A 17523-nucleotide genomic window follows, 5' to 3' on the forward strand; every position below is an offset into this window, starting at 1 on the left:
GAAGGCCGCTCAGGATGCGGCTGCCGCCGCCAATCAGGCCGCCAAGGCCGCTGCCGACAAGGCTGCGCAGGATGCCGCCAAGGCAGCGTCCGACAAGGCCGCTCAGGATGCGGCTGCCGCCGCCAATCAGGCCGCCAAGGCCGCTGCCGACAAGGCTGCGCAGGATGCCGCCAAGGCAGCGTCCGACAAGGCCGCTCAGGATGCGGCTGCCGCCGCCAATCAGGCCGCCAAGGCCGCTGCCGACAAGGCCGCGCAGGATGCCGCCAAGGCCGCTGCCGACAAGGCTGCGCAGGATGCCGCCAAGGCAGCGTCCGACAAGGCCGCCCAGGATGCGGCTGCCGCCGCTAATCAGGCCGCCAAGGCCGCTGCCGACAAGGCCGCGCAAGATGCTGCCAAAGCTGCACAGGATGCCATTAAACCCGGACCTGACAAAGCTGCGCAAGATGCCGCAAAGGCGGCCGATCAGGCAGCCAAGGACGCCGCGAACAAGGCCGCGCAAGATGCTGCCAAAGCTGCACAGGATGCCATCAAACCCGGGCCTGACAAAGCTGCGCAAGACGCCGCAAAGGCGGCCGATCAGGCAGTCAAGGACGCCGCCAAAACCGTGTTAGATGCTGTAGATACGGTGGGCCAAGCCGTTAAAAATATTGTCAAAGGATAGCAGATGCTCAACTTGCGTCTGAAGCCCCGTCATAAAATCTTTGAACTGGCCGAAATTACAATTTCAGGCCAGACAGGTCGTGCACATATCCTGAACCTTTCCCTCAACGGGGCTTAGTTGATTGTTCGATGACCTTGAGACATAGCTCACTCGTTGTGCTTCAATGCGGCCATCAAAGTCGAACGGCGCACGTCGTTTGGACACGTGGACGTAATGCAGGTATCAAATTCTTATCCCCGCTTCTGACCTAAGAGCTAATCGACTTTTTAAATGCTTGATTTTGTTCTTAACTTTGCACAACTGAACGTGGCCTATGAAAAGCAAAGCCAGCGCTAGGCCTTCCCCCCTTCTTCTGAACGAACAGCTGTTACAACAATCGCTGCCGGAAAGCGGCCTGACCGCTCTCCACCATCGACGGGCGTTTGAGGCCCTCCTGCCCCACTTCTGAACAGACGGCAGCTTACGCAGGCGACTTCCCTAAAGCGGACAGGCCGCTTACCACCAAATCTTCAAATTCATGAACTTAGTACGACAAATGTAGGCTCGACACCGTCCTTTTTATCGGTGCAGCGGCGCCGCTCGCCAACGCTAGGGCTTGGCGTGGCATGGCAGAGTGCTGGATCGATCTACAACTCTGTTCTCGTCACTAGATGCACTCCCACTTCGCGACAAAGGTTAACATCTGCGATCATGTACTCCTTGAGAAGGATTTTGGCCTGCCGTGTATCTAGAACTTGCATCGGCCTGTCGTTCAAACGCTAATCTGGGATTAGATGAAGCATCTTTCAGCAGCAGACCAACGGCACGAGCGAGCGCTTTGGGTCGCCCGAGAGGTGCTGCCGCACGAGCATAAGGTGCGGGCCTGGCTTCGTCGCGCGCGCGTTTCTCCCGAAGATGCCGATGAGATACTTCAGGAAGCCTATTGCCGTGTGGCAACGCTGGACAGCGTTGCCCACATCACGTCGCCGTATAGCTATTTTCTTTCGACGGCGCGCAACCTGCTGGCGCGACGACTGCGGCGTCAACGGATCGTGCCAATGGAAGCGTTGGTTCAGGTTGACAGTTATCAGGACGACGCACCGTCGCCTGAGGAGTTGGTCATGTCCAAGATCAGCCATCACGCCATGTTGGCGCTCCTCGATTGCCTCCCGGAGCGCTGCGGAAGAATCGTCCGTCTGCGGAAGCTGGAGGGATGGTCGCAAAAGAAGATCGCCGAGCATCTCGGCACAACGGAAAAGGCGGTTGAGAAACAGGTGTGGCTGGGCGTCCGACTGCTACGCGAGGCATGGAGCCGCGCGGAGGTGGATGCCGACGAGCGGCTTGTTCAATCCTCGTCCCCTGTGAGAGTTCGACGGTGGTGGAAATGACTCAACAAGAGATCGACGACCAGGCCGCAGCCTGGGTCGCGCGGATGGACGCGGGTGAATGGTCTGAATCGGAGGAGGCTGAACTTCAGCGGTGGTTGTCGCACGATACGCGGTGTTCGGGCTCCCTGCTACAAGCTCAGGCATTGTGGATCTCGCTTGCTCCGGAGGCGGGCGCCATGTTGCCGGTAAGCGACGCAGGCGCCCTCAAACGGCGCATGTTCGTGCTCGGCGGCACCGGCCTGATGGCCGCCTCGCTCGCCGGCCTGCTGTTCTGGAGCCGGTCGTCGGCAGTGTTCAGGACCGACGTCGGCGAGATTCGGCAGGTGCCGCTCGCCGACGGATCGTCAACTGCGATCAACACGGCGAGCAAAATCGAGATTACGCTTTCAAAAAGCCGGCGCGACGTTCGACTGGATAGGGGGGAGGCCTGGTTCAAGGTCGCCAAGGACCCTGCCCGCCCGTTCGTTGTCGAAGCGGGCGACGTGCGAGTGCGCGCAATCGGTACCGCTTTTTCGGTGCGGCGCCGCGAAGAAGGTGTCGACGTGTTGGTGACCGAAGGCGTCGTGGAGGCTTGGGCGGGCGAGAACCAGCGCCCGCTTCTGCGTCTGACGGCGGGCCAGCGGGCCTATATCGGCGACGATGCCGAAGTTAGGCTGGAAGCAGAGACGCCGTCGGTCGTGGATCGAGCGCTGGCCTGGCGCCAGGGATCGATCGATCTGGATGGTGACACGCTAGCCAGCGCGGTCAATGAGTTCAACCGTTACAATCGACGCAAAATCGTGCTGATCGACACCCGCCTCGCCAGTCGCAGGTTTGACGGGACGTTCCGGACCGACGATCCTGAAGCCTTCGCTCAGGCAGTCGGGGCGATCTTCAACGTGCCCGTAGATCTAAACGACGAGCACGACATCCGGATCGGCCACTCGCAATAAAGTTTTTTAGCGGACATGGAAGGATTGGCACCGGTCCGGTCTCTACTTCATCAGCAGCAACAAAGCTGCATGAACGGAGAGGATCGTATGGGGATGGGGCGGGCTAGCACCTGGCTGGCGTCAGCAGCAGTTTATCTGGTCGCGGCGGCGCCTGCGCATGCCGAGACAAAAAAGTTCGATGTTCCTCGGCAACCTTTGCAAAGCGCGGTCACCGTGTTCGGTCATCAGGCCGACATCCAGATCATCGGCTCGCGCGAATTTACGGAAGGCAGGTATTCGAACTCCGTTCAGGGGGTAATGACGGTTGATCAAGCGCTAGCCCGGTTGCTTGCGGGCACCGGCTTGTCGGCGCGGCGCACGGGAAGCCAGACCTATGTCATTACGAGCAAGAGCGCCGTCGAACCGGTTGCTGCGCCGCAGACACCCCCTGCGCCAACAGCAACGTCGCTCGAACAGGATGCCGGCATGTCCGATACCGACGCAGCGAGCGACATCATCGTTAAAGGCTTTCGGTCGAGCCTGCGCAAGGCGCTGGATCTGAAGCGCGCAGCGCCCAATCTGACCGAGTCGATCGTTGCCGAGGACATGGCGAAAATGCCTGACCTGAACCTTTCAGAGTCGATCCAGCGTGTTCCCGGCGTGGCGATCACACGCGAAGGCGGTGAGGGCCGCAACATTACCCTGCGCGGCTTCGCACCCGACTTCACGCGCACGACGCTGAACGGCATGGAAGTGCCGGCGAGCACCGACGGCCTCGATTCGGGCGGTTTCACCGTTAATTCAAGCCGCGGCTTTGACTTCAACGTGTTCGCCTCGGAACTCTTTAATCGTATCGACATCCAGAAGACGCAGCGGGCATCGATTGAGGAAGGCGGCATTGCCGGCACAGTCGATCTCTACTCGGGGCGGCCCTTCGATCGCCCCGGCGCTCATGTCGTTGTTTCGGGCCAAGGCAGCTACAATACGGTCACCCGCAAGGTCGATCCCCGCATCGCCACCGTGTTCAGCGACACTTTCCTCGACGGGAAGATCGGGGTGTTGCTGTCGGCCGCCTATTCCAAACGAACTGTCTATCAAGAGGGCCGTTCGAGCGTGCTGTGGACCAGCCCGCAAGTCAACGGCGATTCCTGGGCCGACACCAACCCCAAGGTCACGGGCACGCCCAAGCCCTGCGGTGCCGCCGATCCGCTCGACTGTCTCTACGCGCCGCGCCTGCCGCGTGCCGATTTCTTCGGTAATGACCAGAAGCGCCTGGGTCTTGCCGGAACCCTCCAGGTCAAGCCGATCGAGCGCATGACGATCACCGCTAGCGCGCTCTACTCGCGGCTGAAGAACGACCGCTACAATTACAACTCGATGGAGTGGCTGCTTACGCATGGCCCCGCGGGCAATCAGGTCGGCCAGACGCCGGTCGCTTTCACCGTGTCGCCCAACGGGAAGGAACTGATCGCGGCAACGTTCAACGACGTGACGTCTTGGTATGAAAACCGGCATCAGACCTCACGCTCGACCTTCCAGCAATATGTCGGCGATCTCGACTACAAGATCACCGACGAGCTGTCGTTCAAGGCGTTGGTCGGAACGGCACGAGACTCGGCGGACCGCGATGAGTTGCGCTTCTACCTCCACTCCATCCCGCATCCCTATAGCTACGATTATAGCAGCAGCATCGATGTTCCGACGGTATCGTTCGGCACATACGATCCCAACACGGCCAGCAACTACACCGATGCCCAGACCGCAGCGAACCGGTTGAACTCGGTCGTGAAGGACAACTTCACGACGAAGGAAGACTTGACCTTCAGCCGCGGCGACCTGCTGATCAAGGCCGGCTTCGCCTATAACCGCCGGCTCGTCCGCTATGGCGAGGCTAACGGCCAGAGCCTGACGATCACTCCTGTCTCGCAATTTTTAAAGGCGTTTCCGATTCCGCATTTCGGATCGGGCGTCATCGCTGGCGGCCTGCCGACTTTCGCGGTGATCGACTTTGATGCGATCGACAAGTCCGGAATCTTCAACGGACAATATGTCGACAACGTCGGCGCCGATTGGCAGGTTATCGAGCGAACGAAGGGCGGCTATGTGGAGCTTAACGACCGTTTCGATCTCGGGTCAATGGCGCTGCGGCTGAACGGCGGCGTACGCTACGTACGCACCGGCGTCGACTCCCGCGCGACGGTTGCGGATTCGGCGGTGCGGGTCAATAACGACTATGGCAACTGGCTGCCGTCGGTGAACGCCGTACTCGAGTTCACGCCTTCGTTCCTTGCACGTGCCGCTTATGCCCGGTCAATGACGCGACCGTCGCTGAGCGCGCTCAACATTGCGGGTCCGCAGTTCGGCTACGATACGCGCACCGTCAGCGGTCTCGGCAATCCTTATCTGAAGCCCTATCTGTCCAACGACTATGATCTTGGCGTGGAATGGTATTTCGCGAAGGGCGGCCTGCTGAGCGCGGCGGTGTTCTATAAAGACATCGTAAGTTCGCTGACGACCGCCGTCGTCACGCAAGCGGTGCCCCAACAATATTGGGCGGCAATCTACGCTGACCCCCGCTACAGCCCTTCCTATCAGGCCGATCCCGCTAAGGTACCATACACCTTCGCCACCGTAGTCAACACGCCGAATGGCAACCGCGTAAAGGGGATCGAGCTTACCGCCAACATCCCCTTCACGATCTTCAGCGAGAGCCTTTCGGCCTTTGGCATCGCGTCCAACTACACCTATGTCGACGCGCGCGATCTGACCGGCCTCTCGCCGAACTCGTGGAACGTGACGGCCTTCTATGACACCGGTAGCCGTGGCATCAGAGCATCGTTGAACCACCGCGACGATTATCTGCTCACGTCTCCAGCTGGCAACGGCAACCTCGAAGCGCGCAAGTCCGGCTCGACCCAACTCGACATGTCGGCCTACTGGAACATCACTAAGCGCTGGGAGATCAACATTCAGGGCGTGAACGTCAACAACCAGCACGAGCGGTACTTCGACACCGGCGATGGTACACAGTACCTCACGCGCGAATACACCGGGACGGGGCGCACGATTTTGGCCGGTGCGCGCTATCAGTTCTGACAGCTGACGCGCGCCATCCGGCTTCGGAGGGCGCGCGTCTTGATGGCACGGGAACTGGGAGAACGAACGCATGAAGGCTCCTATATTGTTTGCGGCTCTGGCGTTTGGCATCGCCTGTCCCGCGAACGCGGACCGTGTCGTCGATGACAGCTACACCGTGGCACGGCGGTTCGAAGGCTACCGCTCGCAATATCCCGGCATCTCACTGCCCGTGATCGCGCCGCGCACCGGGCAGACCATGGCTTACGATCTGGTCTACAAGTCGCTCGGCGCGCGCGATCTGCACATGGACGTTTTCAACCCGTCACCCAAGCAGCAGGTGCGACAGGGCATTGTACTTGTGCACGGAGGCGCATGGCGGTCGGGCAGCAAGGCGCACTTCTATGCGCTTGCCAATTTGCTGGCGCAGCGCGGCTTCACCGTCTTTCTGCCGGAATACCGCCTTGCGCCCGAGGCGCCCTATCCCGCAGGCATGGACGACATCGCGGATGCACTCGGCTGGGCGCAGCTTGAGGCCGCCCACTTCGGCCTGAGCGCCGATCGCATTGCGATCGGCGGCGCCTCGTCGGGCGGGCAGATGGCGTCGCTTCTCGCCTATCGAACGGCCGTCGATACAGGTCGGCTGTCCATGCCGCCCAACGCCTTGATCGATCTCGACGGAGTGCTCGATGCAACCTCGCCGCTGGCGCTCCAATATGAAAACGCAGCGGGACCGCAGTCTCCGCTGGCGCAATGGCTGGGCGGGTCATTCGAACAGGTTCCCGATCGCTGGCGGGATGCGAGTGCGGCGAGCCATGCAGGCGCGGCTTCGCCGCCGACCCTGATCGTCAGCAGTGGCACGCCGCGCTTCACCGCAGGACGCGAGCGCGTGGCGGCAGCGCTGCAGCGAAACGGCATCCGTACTGTAACCTACACCTACGCTCGCGCGCCGCACGACTTCTGGTTGTTCGAACCTTATCTCGATCAGGCAGTCGCTCAGATCACGACGTTCCTCCACACCGTCGACGCCGACGCCGCGCATAGGAAGCCCCAGTGAAGATGATCGTACCAAGCGCACTTGCACTGATGTTCGCGCTTGCGCCGTCGAACGGCACGGCGGCCCAACCCGCCGAAATAAGGGTGAGCCGCACGTGCGCGGCAGCTACGCACTGCTTCGGCTCGATCGAGGCAGCGCTGGCGAGCGTTCAGGACGACGTGAAACAGGACTGGGTCACGATCCGCGTCGCTCCGGGCGACTACCGCGAGAAGGTGACGATCGCGCGGAGCAAGGTGCGGCTGATCGGCAGCGGGACGGCGCGCACGCGGCTGCATTTCGATGCGGTCGCCCAGACCGCTGGCCACTATCATCGCAACGGCTGGGGAACGCCTGGCTCCGCCACGCTCACGGTCGATGCCAGCGACGTCGTCGTGTCCGGCATGACGATCGCGAACGATTACGATTATCTGACGAACGACGCACTTTCCGATGGCGAGAAGACCAAGATCGGCAACCCTCAGGCCGTCGCGTTTCTGGCGGATGTGCACAGCGACCGCTTGACCGTACAGGACAGTGCTCTTCTCGGTTATCAGGATACGCTGTTCGCGAACGGCAGGCGACTGTATATCAAGGACAGCCTGATTGCGGGCAACATCGACTTCATCTTCGGCAACGGTATGGTGCTGATCGAGCGATCGGAGATCCGCTCGCGCCGGCGTTCGGCAGATACGCGTGACGAGCCGTTCCAGTCCTTCATCGCGGCCCCTTCGACTTTGCTGGATCAGCCGATTGGGATCGTGATCTATCGCTCGCGCCTGACGCGCGAGGCGGAGGTTCCGGATGGTTCTATCGCACTGGCAAGACCGTGGCACCCCACCACCCGTTTTGCGGATGGTCGCTATGCCAACCCGCAGGCCGTCGGTCAGATATCCTTCATCGACTGCTACATGGGTGCACATATCGCGAAGGATCATTGGGCTACCATGAAGGGTACCGCGCACGACGGCACGATGACCGACGTCTTCCGCCCGCAGGACTCGCGCTTCTTCGAACGTGGCTCGACCGGTCCCGGAGCCAGGCGGCGCGACATCGGCATGCCCTCGCATGGGCTTGGCGACATCCACGTCGTCAGGCGTATCTTCTTTGACGGCTGGCAAGCGGCCAAAGCAAGATGACCGAGGCGGTAGCCCCCGCAACCGGATGGATGCCGACCCTGCCGATCAACGCGACCGATCAGCAAGACAGCAGCCCGCATAAACCAGCTCGTCGGCGCGCGACGATCACGGACGTGGCGGAGCGCGCCCAGGTTTCGAAGAAAACCGTCTCCAGAGTCATCAATCGGGAGCCGCGGGTCACCGCCTCGAAAATCGAGCGAGTCAATAACGCCATTCGGGAACTCCGCTTCAGCCCGAACGCGCAGGCCCGTGGCCTGGCTCTCGGTCGTTCGTTTCTGGTCGGGCTGATCTACGAAAACCCCAATTCGACGTACGTGGTGAATTTGCAGCTCGGCATCCTCGACGTTCTGCGTCATGCCGGGATGGAGCTAGTCGTGCATCCCTGTCAGCGGGGAAGCGACGGTTTTCTCGATGACGTTCGAACCCTCATTGAACGGCAGCGTCTGGCCGGCGTCATTCTCCCTCCTCCTCTGTCGGAGGATGAACGACTGGTCGCCGTGCTTCGAGATGCCGGCTGCCCCTACGTCCGCATCGCCTGCACGGCATTGGATGATGCGGAGGTGATGGTCGTCAGCGACGACCATGTTGGGGGGCGTCAGGCGGCGGAAAGGCTCATTGAGCTAGGGCACACGGTAATTGCCCTGGTGCGCGGCCCTGAAGGTTATCGTTCGTCACAGCAACGTGGCGACGCGTTCGTCTCGCTGCTTACCCAACGCGGCATCACGATTGCAAAGGAGTACGACGTCGAAGGTGACTATACGTTTGAAGGCGGAGTCGCCGCCGGTCATCGCCTGCTCGCGCTGGCCGTTCCACCAACTGCTGTTTTCACGCTGAATGACGACATGGCTTTTGGAGTTATGCAGGCTGCAAGAGAGCGCGCGATAAGCTTGCCTTCCGATCTTTCGGTTATTGGCTTCGACGATCTTCCTATGGCGGCGAGGGTATGGCCAAACCTCACGTCAGTCCGCCTCCCCGTAAGGGAAATGGGGAGCCTTGCGTCTACTAAGCTGCTGGCTCGCATCAGCGGTGTGGTCGTCCCGAGTGGCGAATTAGAACCGCCGACGTTGATCGTCCGCCAGTCGGACGCTTTCCACGGTCAAGTCAGTCCAACACAATCATCAAATTACTCATCTGATGCCGCCAGTACAAATGAACAAACGGAAAATCTGCCGGGATTGCTACTCGAAAGCGGACGGGCCGTCACCTGGAAGCGGCTCTTCCGGAGTCTGCCCTCCCCCTGCTCGACTGTCCTGAACAAACGGCAGCTTACTGCGAACGGCTTCCCGAAAGCGGACGGGCCGCTCTCCACCAAAAATTCCACAGAAACGGCGTTTGCTCGAGTGCGAAAGCTCTGCTGATTGCTTCCACGTTGCCTAAAGAGCGCATGCATTTTTCATGATGCAAAAGACCGGACCAGTCTTGTCCTGATCGCTGAACCTTCGGGGCAGGGTGGCGAAAGCTTTCAGGTGGGCTGTCCAACGCGGTGTCTCGTAGGACCTGACGCCTAGGTCTTCACAAGCGCATGCGTGAATTTGACCGACCTCCTCTGAGGAAAATTGCGCAGCAGGCAGTAAATGTCGTTGAAGGCAGCTGACTGAAAACACAGGATGGACGTAGAGCGTTATCCGCCAAATTTGTATAAGAATACATTTGAAGACGATATTGCACAAAGCTCATCCTTGTCTAATATCGTTATAGAGACGAAGTTGGCAAAGTTTACGGGGCCGTTAATTTAGAACGTCTCGCGCCTGTTTCTCTTCCGAAAGAGATCACTCCTCTTGACAGCACGAATCAATATGTGATTCGTTATTGTTGGAAGTCGCGAAGGCAAACTATCGTCGCGATTTGGCGCAAAGCACTTCCAGCGAGGCAGGCAATGGGCAGCGACAACTGGCACGGACACATCAAATGGTCGCTGGAGCGCCGAGGCACGTCGCTGTTGCAGATCGCCCGTGATCTAAGCGTCAGCCCCAGCACCGTCACCAGAGTTTCCAAAGGCCTCGTGCGCTCGCGCCGGGTCGAAGAGGCTATAGCCGCGGCAGCAGCTTTTACCCCTGCCCAGCTCTGGCCCGCGCATTATCCGCAACCAGCGGGAGGAGAACGATGATGTAGTAGCAGATTGACGCGCTGACGCGCTGACGCGCCAAAACATCCCAAAGCTACGGAAATGAAAAGGCCCCGCCGGTTGCACCCAGCGAGGCCCTTAGAAGATCAGAGACCTTGTAAGCCCTGATCTCCTTCATTCCGTGAAACCTGTCAAGGTTCGGGCCCGTCCCGGATCATGTCCCCTCACGTCCATCGCACAAAGTCGCGAAATGGAAGGAACGATCATGAGTTTCAAAGCCGCAGGCCACGATCACCCACCGAAGTCAGTGCTTCGCCCAGAGGGCGACCGAACCCCGAAGTTCACCCGCGACAAGCACAGCGATGCGCACCACGTGCGGATGATCCGCGCCGAAGATGGCGGCGCGCTGCGCACCTTCAACGGCGGGCTCGCTCATGAAAATGGCTGGTACGTAAGCCGCAAGGCACGGCGCGTCCTTCACTGGCAGGGTGCGGCACAATACGACTTTCTGACTCGTGCCGAGGTAGAATTCCCTGTGGTGCGGGTAGCATCGGAATCAGTACGCTTTGAATTCGAGCGCCACGGGAAAATGCAGATCTACACCACGGACGTCGAATTGGTTGCGTCTGATGGCACGGTCACGCTTATTGAGATCAAGCGCGATGAGCGCGACCTTGCTGATCCGGAATACCACGCCAAGCTTACGGCAGTTCATACGATTTGCGATGAGCACGGCATCCGGTTCAAGGTCATTCTGCGCCACCAGATTTGGGACAGCCTGGTCCACCGCCGCAACGTGACGCTATTCTGCTCGCGCAGGTTCGTGACCATTCTGCCGGAGCACATCGAGCGCCTTGAGGGGCACGCGCGGCAGGTGGGTGCGGATACTTGCTTCGGCAGCGCCGCCCGAGCTGTTGCTCCTCACTGCTCCCGCACGGGCGAAGCCGTGCTTCAGGCGCTGACAGTAGCTCGACGGATCGAAGTCGACCTGACTCGCCCGCTCTTGGATACAACGCCGGTGACCATCCACTGAGCCACACTGTCTGCTCAGCGCCTGATCGCCTCGGCAGTCCGTGCAATATCCATTCTCAATCACCCGCGCCTCCCGCCGGCATCATTGGGATGCCGGCGACTCTCCCGGCGCGCCCAGAAGGGACTAAATCTTATGCCGCATATCCGCTTTTCCCCCGGCGCGGTCATTGACGTCCGCGGAGCTGAATATCGCCCTGCCTATTCTCACGGCCGGATCCAACTTGCGCACATGATAACAGGCGAGATCTTCAAGTATGAGCAGAAGGACGGATCGCTTGAACTGCCGACCGTCGAGCAGTTCCAGCTCATGCAGCACTGTGGCGATGCCGTGACGCGAATGCCTCGTTCATCGGACGAGATCCGTAACTACAACGATGCAGCGGAATGGACGCGCGATCAGGCGGGTGAGATCTCGGCCCGCGCATTGCGCATGGCGACCGCCTGCCAGATCCTTGACGAAAGGGGCGTTCCGCAAGGGATCCGCGCCATTAAGGTCGCCCTGGAAGATTGCTGGACCCCTGCGCTGGCTAGTCAGTTCGGACCTAAACCTTCTGCATCGTCGGTCAAGAACTGGCGCAGGAACCGTGGCAGCATCGGGAACCGTCATCCCCGCCATATGGTCCCGCTGTCGGGCAGGCACATCATGCGTCCGCAGGAAGGCGGCATCAATCAGCAGCTCCTTTGGACGTGCGTACTTGAGGGCAGGAAGGCAGGGCGCACGGTCGCGGACATCCATGCCGATTATTCCTACCAACTAAGTCTGGTGAACGACGGGCGTCACCCGTCCATCGACAAGCCTCGCGAGCCCTTCGGAATCTGCTCGGAGCGCACCGTGCGACGCCGCTTCAACGAACTGGAATCGGACAAAACCCTGGCTACCTCCATAGAGGTAGAGGCCGTCAAACAGGATTGGTCAGGAGCCGGCAAGCCGCTCACCGCCGATTTCGTGATGCAACACGTGATCGTCGATCACACCTGGCTTGACGTGCATGTCGTATGCCCGGCCCTACAGATGGTTCTCGGGCGGCCGTGGCTAACACTCGCCATCGACGTCAAAAGCCGCGCGATCGTCGGCCATCTGATTACCTTCCACGATCCATCCAGATGGTCGGTCAGTGAGGTCCTGCGCCGCATCGTGCTGCCCAAACGTCCCCCGCCAGCCATGGCGAGCCGGTACCCCGTTCTTGCCATGCTTTGCGGCAAGCCTGGCTGCCTGATCCTCGATAATGCCGTCGAGTTTCGCAGCCATACGCTCGAAGCGGCAGCGCGTGACGCGGGCTTTTCCGTGCGGTTCTGCCCGATCAAGCAGCCGACCTACCGAGCAATTGGCGAGCGGGCGATCAAGACCCTGAACGATCAAATCACCCGTCTGCTCCCGGGGAGAGCGCTGACGCTGAACTCGACTCACCTTCAGCCATCTCCTTCCTCTCGGCTGCCGGTGGGGTGGTCCGCTCCTCATCCCAGAGCACCTGATCTAGCGGGGCACGCACCTCTGCCCGATCCCGTTCGGACACGTCGTCCATCTCTCAGTCCTCCGGTTTTACCTCGGTCGGGCAACTTACCTCCTTCGCTCCCTGCCTGCGGCGCGCCTCCAGTACGTCCGGATTGGCGATCATGCCGCTCGACACCCAAGGGCAGAGCCCTCAATCAGCTATCACCGACGAGGAACGCGCGCGTCGTCAGGCCGAAGTCGATTTTGCCCGAGGTAGCGTGCGGTACGAAGGCGGCACGCTCCCGGATGAGATTGAGCGTCTAAACACCCGCTACATTGCCGGTGAGATCGACAGCGGTGAACTCACCGCCGCTATTCTGTCATCCCACACGGTTCAACGTCAACGTCCCTAAGTTTGCAGGCACAATGACCAACCGGTCTGAAGCTGGCAATCGGCCGCCTGCGAGCGGGGCCGAGAAGGCCCTGTCGTCGACACGCGTCAAATAAGACGAGCTGCCAGTCCGTTGTTCAAGCAGGTCGCCCCGAATAGTCGTCTCCACGTCTCGCATCCGGTAAGACCCACAATCGGTCAATTCGAGCGGCGTTGGCGCTTGCCGGAATCAGCCATCCGTTCAGCTTCGCCGGTCAACCTGTCCAAGCTCTCGGCAGGCGGGCGATGTAGGCGACTACGAGAGTTAACGCCGCTTGATGACGAGCTGCGCCAGCGCTCCCGGCGGCGCTTCCTCTTTGCTAAAGATCCACTCAAGCTTCGGAAAAGAAGCTTCTGCGTACGCGCGCTGACGGATTAAGTCACGATAGGCTTAGTAGTTGATACGTCTGAATCACCGCTCCCGCCGGCGCTCGGCCGCGTTGAATCTTGCCAGAAGCGTCGGTAAGGTCAGTTGCGCCGAGCTTTGATTTGATGCGGCTTCCGATTGTTTGGTTGGCGTTAGTCTTACGGGGGTTTCCCAGTGCCACCGCGTGGCCACGAATGTAAGATTCGTAGCGGTGCAGCCACTCCTGATCATTCTGACACGCCTCGAATGTCTTCAGGGTAATGTCCGAGCTGAAACCTTGAGAGTCTTGGATCGCAATCATCTTGTCGATTGCTTCGTCGAGCTGCCGCGATGAACGCTGTTGACGACGAACTCGTGCCCCTCTGCCTGGCTGCCAGCTATGTCACCGGCCTAAGCGTGGCGCCGAGCCGGAGCCTTCCGGCGTCGCAGGTGACCTTCATGCAGGTGGGCCCACATTTTCCCCGGCCGCGGGCGATGGGCCTCGGGTTTCCGGCATGTCCGGACGACACATCGTTCGCCCGGGCGATAGCCAACTTCGTCGTGCCATACCCGACCAAGGGGATGGACGAGAACATCCGACTCATCGCGCATCACTTCCTCGACGCGCTGGCATTCTGGTCGCTTGAGGATCTCGTGCTCAGCACTACCACGATCCTTGAGATCATCGCCATTACTGCCAAGCGCATGGCAGGCACGCAGGGGCAGACGATCAAGGACTTCACGCCCAGATTGGCGTTCGCGGCTGCCCGCTTCAATCTTCCCAATTTGCCACCGGATTTCCGTAATATGCGCAATGACCTGGTCCATGAGGGAACGCTTTCGGGGCCGAAGTTCCCAAGCAAGGATGCCTTCGCGTGCGGCGTTGCCGTCGCAGAGGCTCTGGACTGGATCGATGAATACGTTTTCGCGGCGATGGGATTAGGTAAGCCGGCTCAGCCGCGGTTTATCGAAGAGGCTTTCGGTGGAGCGAACAGCTTCTCACTTTGATGGTCGCTCCCACCCTGCTCAGCTCCACGAGAGGCGCATAGCTGCCGGCAACGCCGCACAGTCGGGCATCCGCTGCGCGCCGACGGAGTCGACCCACAGCACGAAGCCGCTGCGCGGCAGTGGTATTGGCGGTTAGGTAGCGAGCATACGCTGAGGTTTGGCCGCGCGGAGGCGGTGGCCGACTATGGAGTTCCTTCAACGAGAGGAACTCATCATGGCGACTCACCCGATCGACCCACCCGTCACTCCGCTACGCCAACGCATGCTCGACGACATGGCGATGCGCGCGATGCGCGCGCGGACCCAGCACGGCTATGTTCGTCACGTCCGCGCCTTCGCAGCGTTCCTCGGACGGTCGCCCGACACCGCGAGCGCCGAGGACGTGCGGCGCTTCCAGCTTCACCAGCGCGAGCACGGTGTTGGCGAGTCCACGATCAACGGCTCGGTGTCGGCGCTGCGCTTCCTGTTCGACGTGACGCTCGAGCGGCCCAATCTGTCGCGCCGCCTAGTGCTGGCGCATTGTCCCAGGAAGCTCCCCGACGTGCTGAGCGTCGACGAGGTGGCCAAGCTGCTCGAGGCGGCCCCGGGCATTAAGTACCGCGCGGCGCTCGGCGGGCGTATGGCGCTGGCCTGCGCGTGTCGGAGGTCGCGCATCTCAAGGCCGACGATATCGACAGCAAGCGGATGCTGATCCGGATCGAGGAGGGCATGCTCGGTCGCCCTCTTCGTGTCGGTAAGCATCTCTCGCATGCGGCTATCGGTAACCGAGACGTGGACTTCGCGCCACGGTTTCGCGGTTGCGTCCGAAAGCGCGGATCATCGATGGTGCACCGTTAGGAATCGGCGTGGTTGATGACTTCGACTGCGTCGGGATTCACTTCGTAGTAGTGCTCGAACTGCCGCTTCGCGAGCGCGATGAGCTCCCTGTTCTCCTCCTTTCCCGTCAACCATTTGAAGTCGTATCTGAATGGGCCCGGGAACAGCGTCCACTGCAAGGCGAGGTCGAAGGCAAGCATGCCGCTGAAGAAGCCGTTGACGAGGCCCTTGATGTTTTCCGTGCTCCTGCCCGGCATGGCGCGTGGAAAGATCTGCTCGGTGTCGCCGCGGTCCTGAAACAGGGAGAGGTGCGCCTCGAACGTATTCTGGATCTCGTCGGTGCACCGCTCGCCCGCCAGCCACATCCCGGGCCAGCAGAACATCTCGGGCCGGGCCCTCTTGTCCCGCGCGAGTGCGAGGTGATGGGAGAAGATCACCCTCACGGGCATATTCACGGGGCCGAACCCGAAGGTCCGGTGCTCCTCCAGCAGCGCGTCAACGGGGCCGCCGTCGCCGAACAGGCCTACGATCGCGTCCAGTCCCGCGAACGGGTAGTCGTAGCCGCACTGGTCGGCGAGGCGGGACGCGACGAACTCGTATTCCACGGCCGAGAAGCACTGTATCGCCTTCTGGAGCTCGGGCGCCTCGGCCGCGGCGAGGCACAGCCGTGTGAACCGGGCGCCGGGATCCACGTCGCAGATGAAGTCCTCGAAGGACTCGATCTCGAGCGGGTATCCCCGCGTCGGATTGATGGCGAGGTCGCATATGAGCAGGAAGAGTCCGACGAGGGGATCGTCGTAGCGCTCCGGCCAGACCGCGCCCAGCAACTGCAGGAAGAGCTCGAACGCCGCTACGTAGATTGGCCCAAACTGACCCTTCTTCCGGTAACTCTCGAGCAACTCCGGCCCGCCCGAGCTGGCGAGGAACTGGAGCTGGCAGAAGCGCGCCTGGCCCTCGAAGATCTCCGCCAGGCCGACCTCGGCGATTGGAGGCATCGAGCCGTGAACGAAGCCCTCCGCGTGCTCGGCCCTGAGCCGCAAGATGTGTGGATCCCAGCTCGCCGGATTGGGAAGCTGACCCTCGCGCAGGTCGCATGAGCCGATGATCGCGAACACGGTCTCGCCGTAGGACTTGAGGTAGCTGTGGCCGACGCTCTCGAAATATGGCGTGTGACGCATCTCGAGGGCGTGTTTCGGCGACAGGGCGATCTTCTTGTAGAAATCGATGTCCAGCGCGTTGTTTACCGCGATGTTCGCCGCCGCCAGCGTTGGATCGGCATGCGTGGCACCGGCCACCATCGCCCGGTGCGCCCAGGTCTTAACCGGCTTGACGCACCCGGCGCCCCGGCCGAACTGCTGCAGGAACACCATGCTTCCGTAGACTTGGGCCGGATAAGCGAGGCTGAGCATCAATCCAGCCGACGAACCCATGTGCTGCCACCAGTGAATCGTCTCGTGGAGGTAGACAGAATAGGCCTGCATGAGGTCCGCCGTATCGTGGCCGTCGGTCTCGCGCTTCGTGATCGCGTCGACGAGTTCGTGCACGCGGGGGCTGAGGCGGAGGACGAAGTGCTCGGTCGTGTAAGTCCCGTGGGCATTGAGGGTCGCGTTGAAGACCCCGGGTGCGGATACCGGATCGAGCAGTTGCGGGTCGAGGCGTGAGAAGCGGAGCATGACCCTGGATAGCACGGTCCTTTCCCCGGCGTCGCCGACCATGCCCCTGAACCTCGGGCCAGAGGTCGTCGAACGCCCGCTGCCTTTGATCGACTAGCTCGACGAATGGACGCAACTGCTCTGGAAGATCGTCCGGCAATGAAGGAGAAGAGCCGTCGATCATTTCCGTTGAACGCGATGGGGATGGAGAGAAGCGCAGACTGGGGGAGCACGTGTATCTCGCGTAGCTTACGATCAAGAACTTCCGGCGGATCCCGGCTCAGGACTACGGGACGCACTCGCTTCGGCGCACAAAAGCATCGATCATCTACAAGGCGACTGGTAACCTTCGCGCCGTTCAGATCCTTCTCGGCCATGCCAAGATCGACAGCACAGTGCGCAACCTAGGCGTTGACGTGGCGGACGCTTTGGAACTGGCCGAACGCACTGAGGTCTGAGCGGACCCAAAAGCGATACTGAGCCCGCCTGAGTCGCTTTCCAACTTGGGCCGTCCATTCAGCTTAACTCCCGTCGGGGGCTAGCGAACTGCACTGGT

15 protein-coding genes and 1 pseudogene are annotated in these 17523 nt (G+C 61.0%); 14 read left to right on the top strand and 2 right to left on the bottom strand.

What is annotated here, in order from left to right:
* The 11 genes from L8F97_RS19660 to L8F97_RS22905 form a co-directional block, all read left to right on the top strand.
* The coding region (locus L8F97_RS19660) for a hypothetical protein (protein ID WP_242154059.1) at positions 1 to 661 on the top strand (661 nt) is incomplete at its 5' end.
* 773 nt (positions 662 to 1434) lie between these two features.
* Positions 1435 to 2028 (top strand): RNA polymerase sigma factor, encoded by a 594-nt coding sequence (locus L8F97_RS19665; protein ID WP_242154061.1) that lies wholly within the window; start codon positions 1435 to 1437, stop codon positions 2026 to 2028.
* Complete coding sequence (locus tag L8F97_RS19670) at positions 2025 to 2960, top strand: FecR family protein (RefSeq protein WP_242154063.1); 936 nt, start codon at positions 2025 to 2027, stop codon at positions 2958 to 2960. The genes L8F97_RS19665 and L8F97_RS19670 overlap by 4 nt, the downstream gene beginning before the upstream one ends.
* 93 nt (positions 2961 to 3053) lie before the next feature.
* A complete protein-coding gene (locus L8F97_RS19675) occupies positions 3054 to 6035 on the top strand; it encodes a TonB-dependent receptor (protein WP_242154138.1) in 2982 nt (993 codons plus the stop codon).
* Between the two features lie 70 nt (positions 6036 to 6105).
* Complete coding sequence (locus tag L8F97_RS19680; RefSeq protein ID WP_242154065.1) at positions 6106 to 7071, top strand: alpha/beta hydrolase; 966 nt, start codon at positions 6106 to 6108, stop codon at positions 7069 to 7071.
* Positions 7072 to 7073: 2 nt separating this feature from the next.
* A complete protein-coding gene (locus L8F97_RS19685; RefSeq protein ID WP_242154140.1) occupies positions 7074 to 8186 on the top strand; it encodes a pectinesterase family protein in 1113 nt (370 codons plus the stop codon).
* Entirely contained in the window at positions 8183 to 9544 is a 1362-nt protein-coding gene (locus L8F97_RS19690) for a LacI family DNA-binding transcriptional regulator (RefSeq protein ID WP_242154067.1), read from the top strand. Before L8F97_RS19685 ends, L8F97_RS19690 begins: the two co-directional genes overlap by 4 nt.
* A 518-nt stretch (positions 9545 to 10062) precedes the next feature.
* Positions 10063 to 10293, top strand: a complete 231-nt coding sequence (locus L8F97_RS23010; RefSeq protein WP_409929067.1) for a helix-turn-helix domain-containing protein — start codon at positions 10063 to 10065, stop codon at positions 10291 to 10293.
* A gap of 223 nt (positions 10294 to 10516) precedes the next feature.
* Positions 10517 to 11284 (top strand): TnsA endonuclease N-terminal domain-containing protein, encoded by a 768-nt coding sequence (locus L8F97_RS19695; protein ID WP_242154069.1) that lies wholly within the window; start codon positions 10517 to 10519, stop codon positions 11282 to 11284.
* Positions 11285 to 11416: 132 nt separating this feature from the next.
* A complete protein-coding gene (locus L8F97_RS22900) occupies positions 11417 to 13039 on the top strand; it encodes a hypothetical protein (protein WP_242154071.1) in 1623 nt (540 codons plus the stop codon).
* The gene (locus L8F97_RS22905; protein WP_242154073.1) at positions 12994 to 13128 is read left to right on the top strand and encodes a hypothetical protein; all 135 of its coding nucleotides are present in this window, start codon (positions 12994 to 12996) and stop codon (positions 13126 to 13128) included. The genes L8F97_RS22900 and L8F97_RS22905 overlap by 46 nt, the downstream gene beginning before the upstream one ends.
* Positions 13129 to 13525: 397 nt before the next feature.
* Here L8F97_RS22905 and L8F97_RS19710 read toward each other — a convergent pair whose 3' ends face one another.
* Positions 13526 to 13813, bottom strand: a complete 288-nt coding sequence (locus L8F97_RS19710) for a hypothetical protein (RefSeq protein WP_242154075.1) — start codon at positions 13811 to 13813, stop codon at positions 13526 to 13528.
* A 29-nt stretch (positions 13814 to 13842) separates the two neighbouring features.
* Between L8F97_RS19710 and L8F97_RS19715 the strand changes: the two genes are divergently transcribed.
* Both L8F97_RS19715 and L8F97_RS19720 read left to right on the top strand, forming a co-directional pair.
* On the top strand, positions 13843 to 14499 hold the full coding sequence (locus L8F97_RS19715; RefSeq protein WP_242154077.1) for a hypothetical protein: 657 nt from the start codon (positions 13843 to 13845) through the stop codon (positions 14497 to 14499).
* 214 nt (positions 14500 to 14713) lie between these two features.
* On the top strand, positions 14714 to 15190 hold the full coding sequence (locus tag L8F97_RS19720; protein WP_242154080.1) for a tyrosine-type recombinase/integrase: 477 nt from the start codon (positions 14714 to 14716) through the stop codon (positions 15188 to 15190).
* 142 nt (positions 15191 to 15332) lie between these two features.
* On the opposite strand, the gene L8F97_RS19725 is transcribed toward L8F97_RS19720, so the two are convergent.
* The gene (locus L8F97_RS19725) at positions 15333 to 17030 is read right to left on the bottom strand and encodes a hypothetical protein (protein ID WP_242154083.1); all 1698 of its coding nucleotides are present in this window, start codon (positions 17028 to 17030) and stop codon (positions 15333 to 15335) included.
* Between the two features lie 221 nt (positions 17031 to 17251).
* On the opposite strand from L8F97_RS19725, the pseudogene L8F97_RS19730 reads away from it, so the two are divergent.
* Positions 17252 to 17425: pseudogene (locus tag L8F97_RS19730) on the top strand (integrase); the annotation flags it as partial.
* Positions 17426 to 17523 lie beyond the last annotated feature (98 nt).

The sequence above is a fragment of the Sphingomonas sp. BAUL-RG-20F-R05-02 genome (genome assembly GCF_022662305.1).
Classification (GTDB): Bacteria; Pseudomonadota; Alphaproteobacteria; order Sphingomonadales; family Sphingomonadaceae; genus Sphingomonas.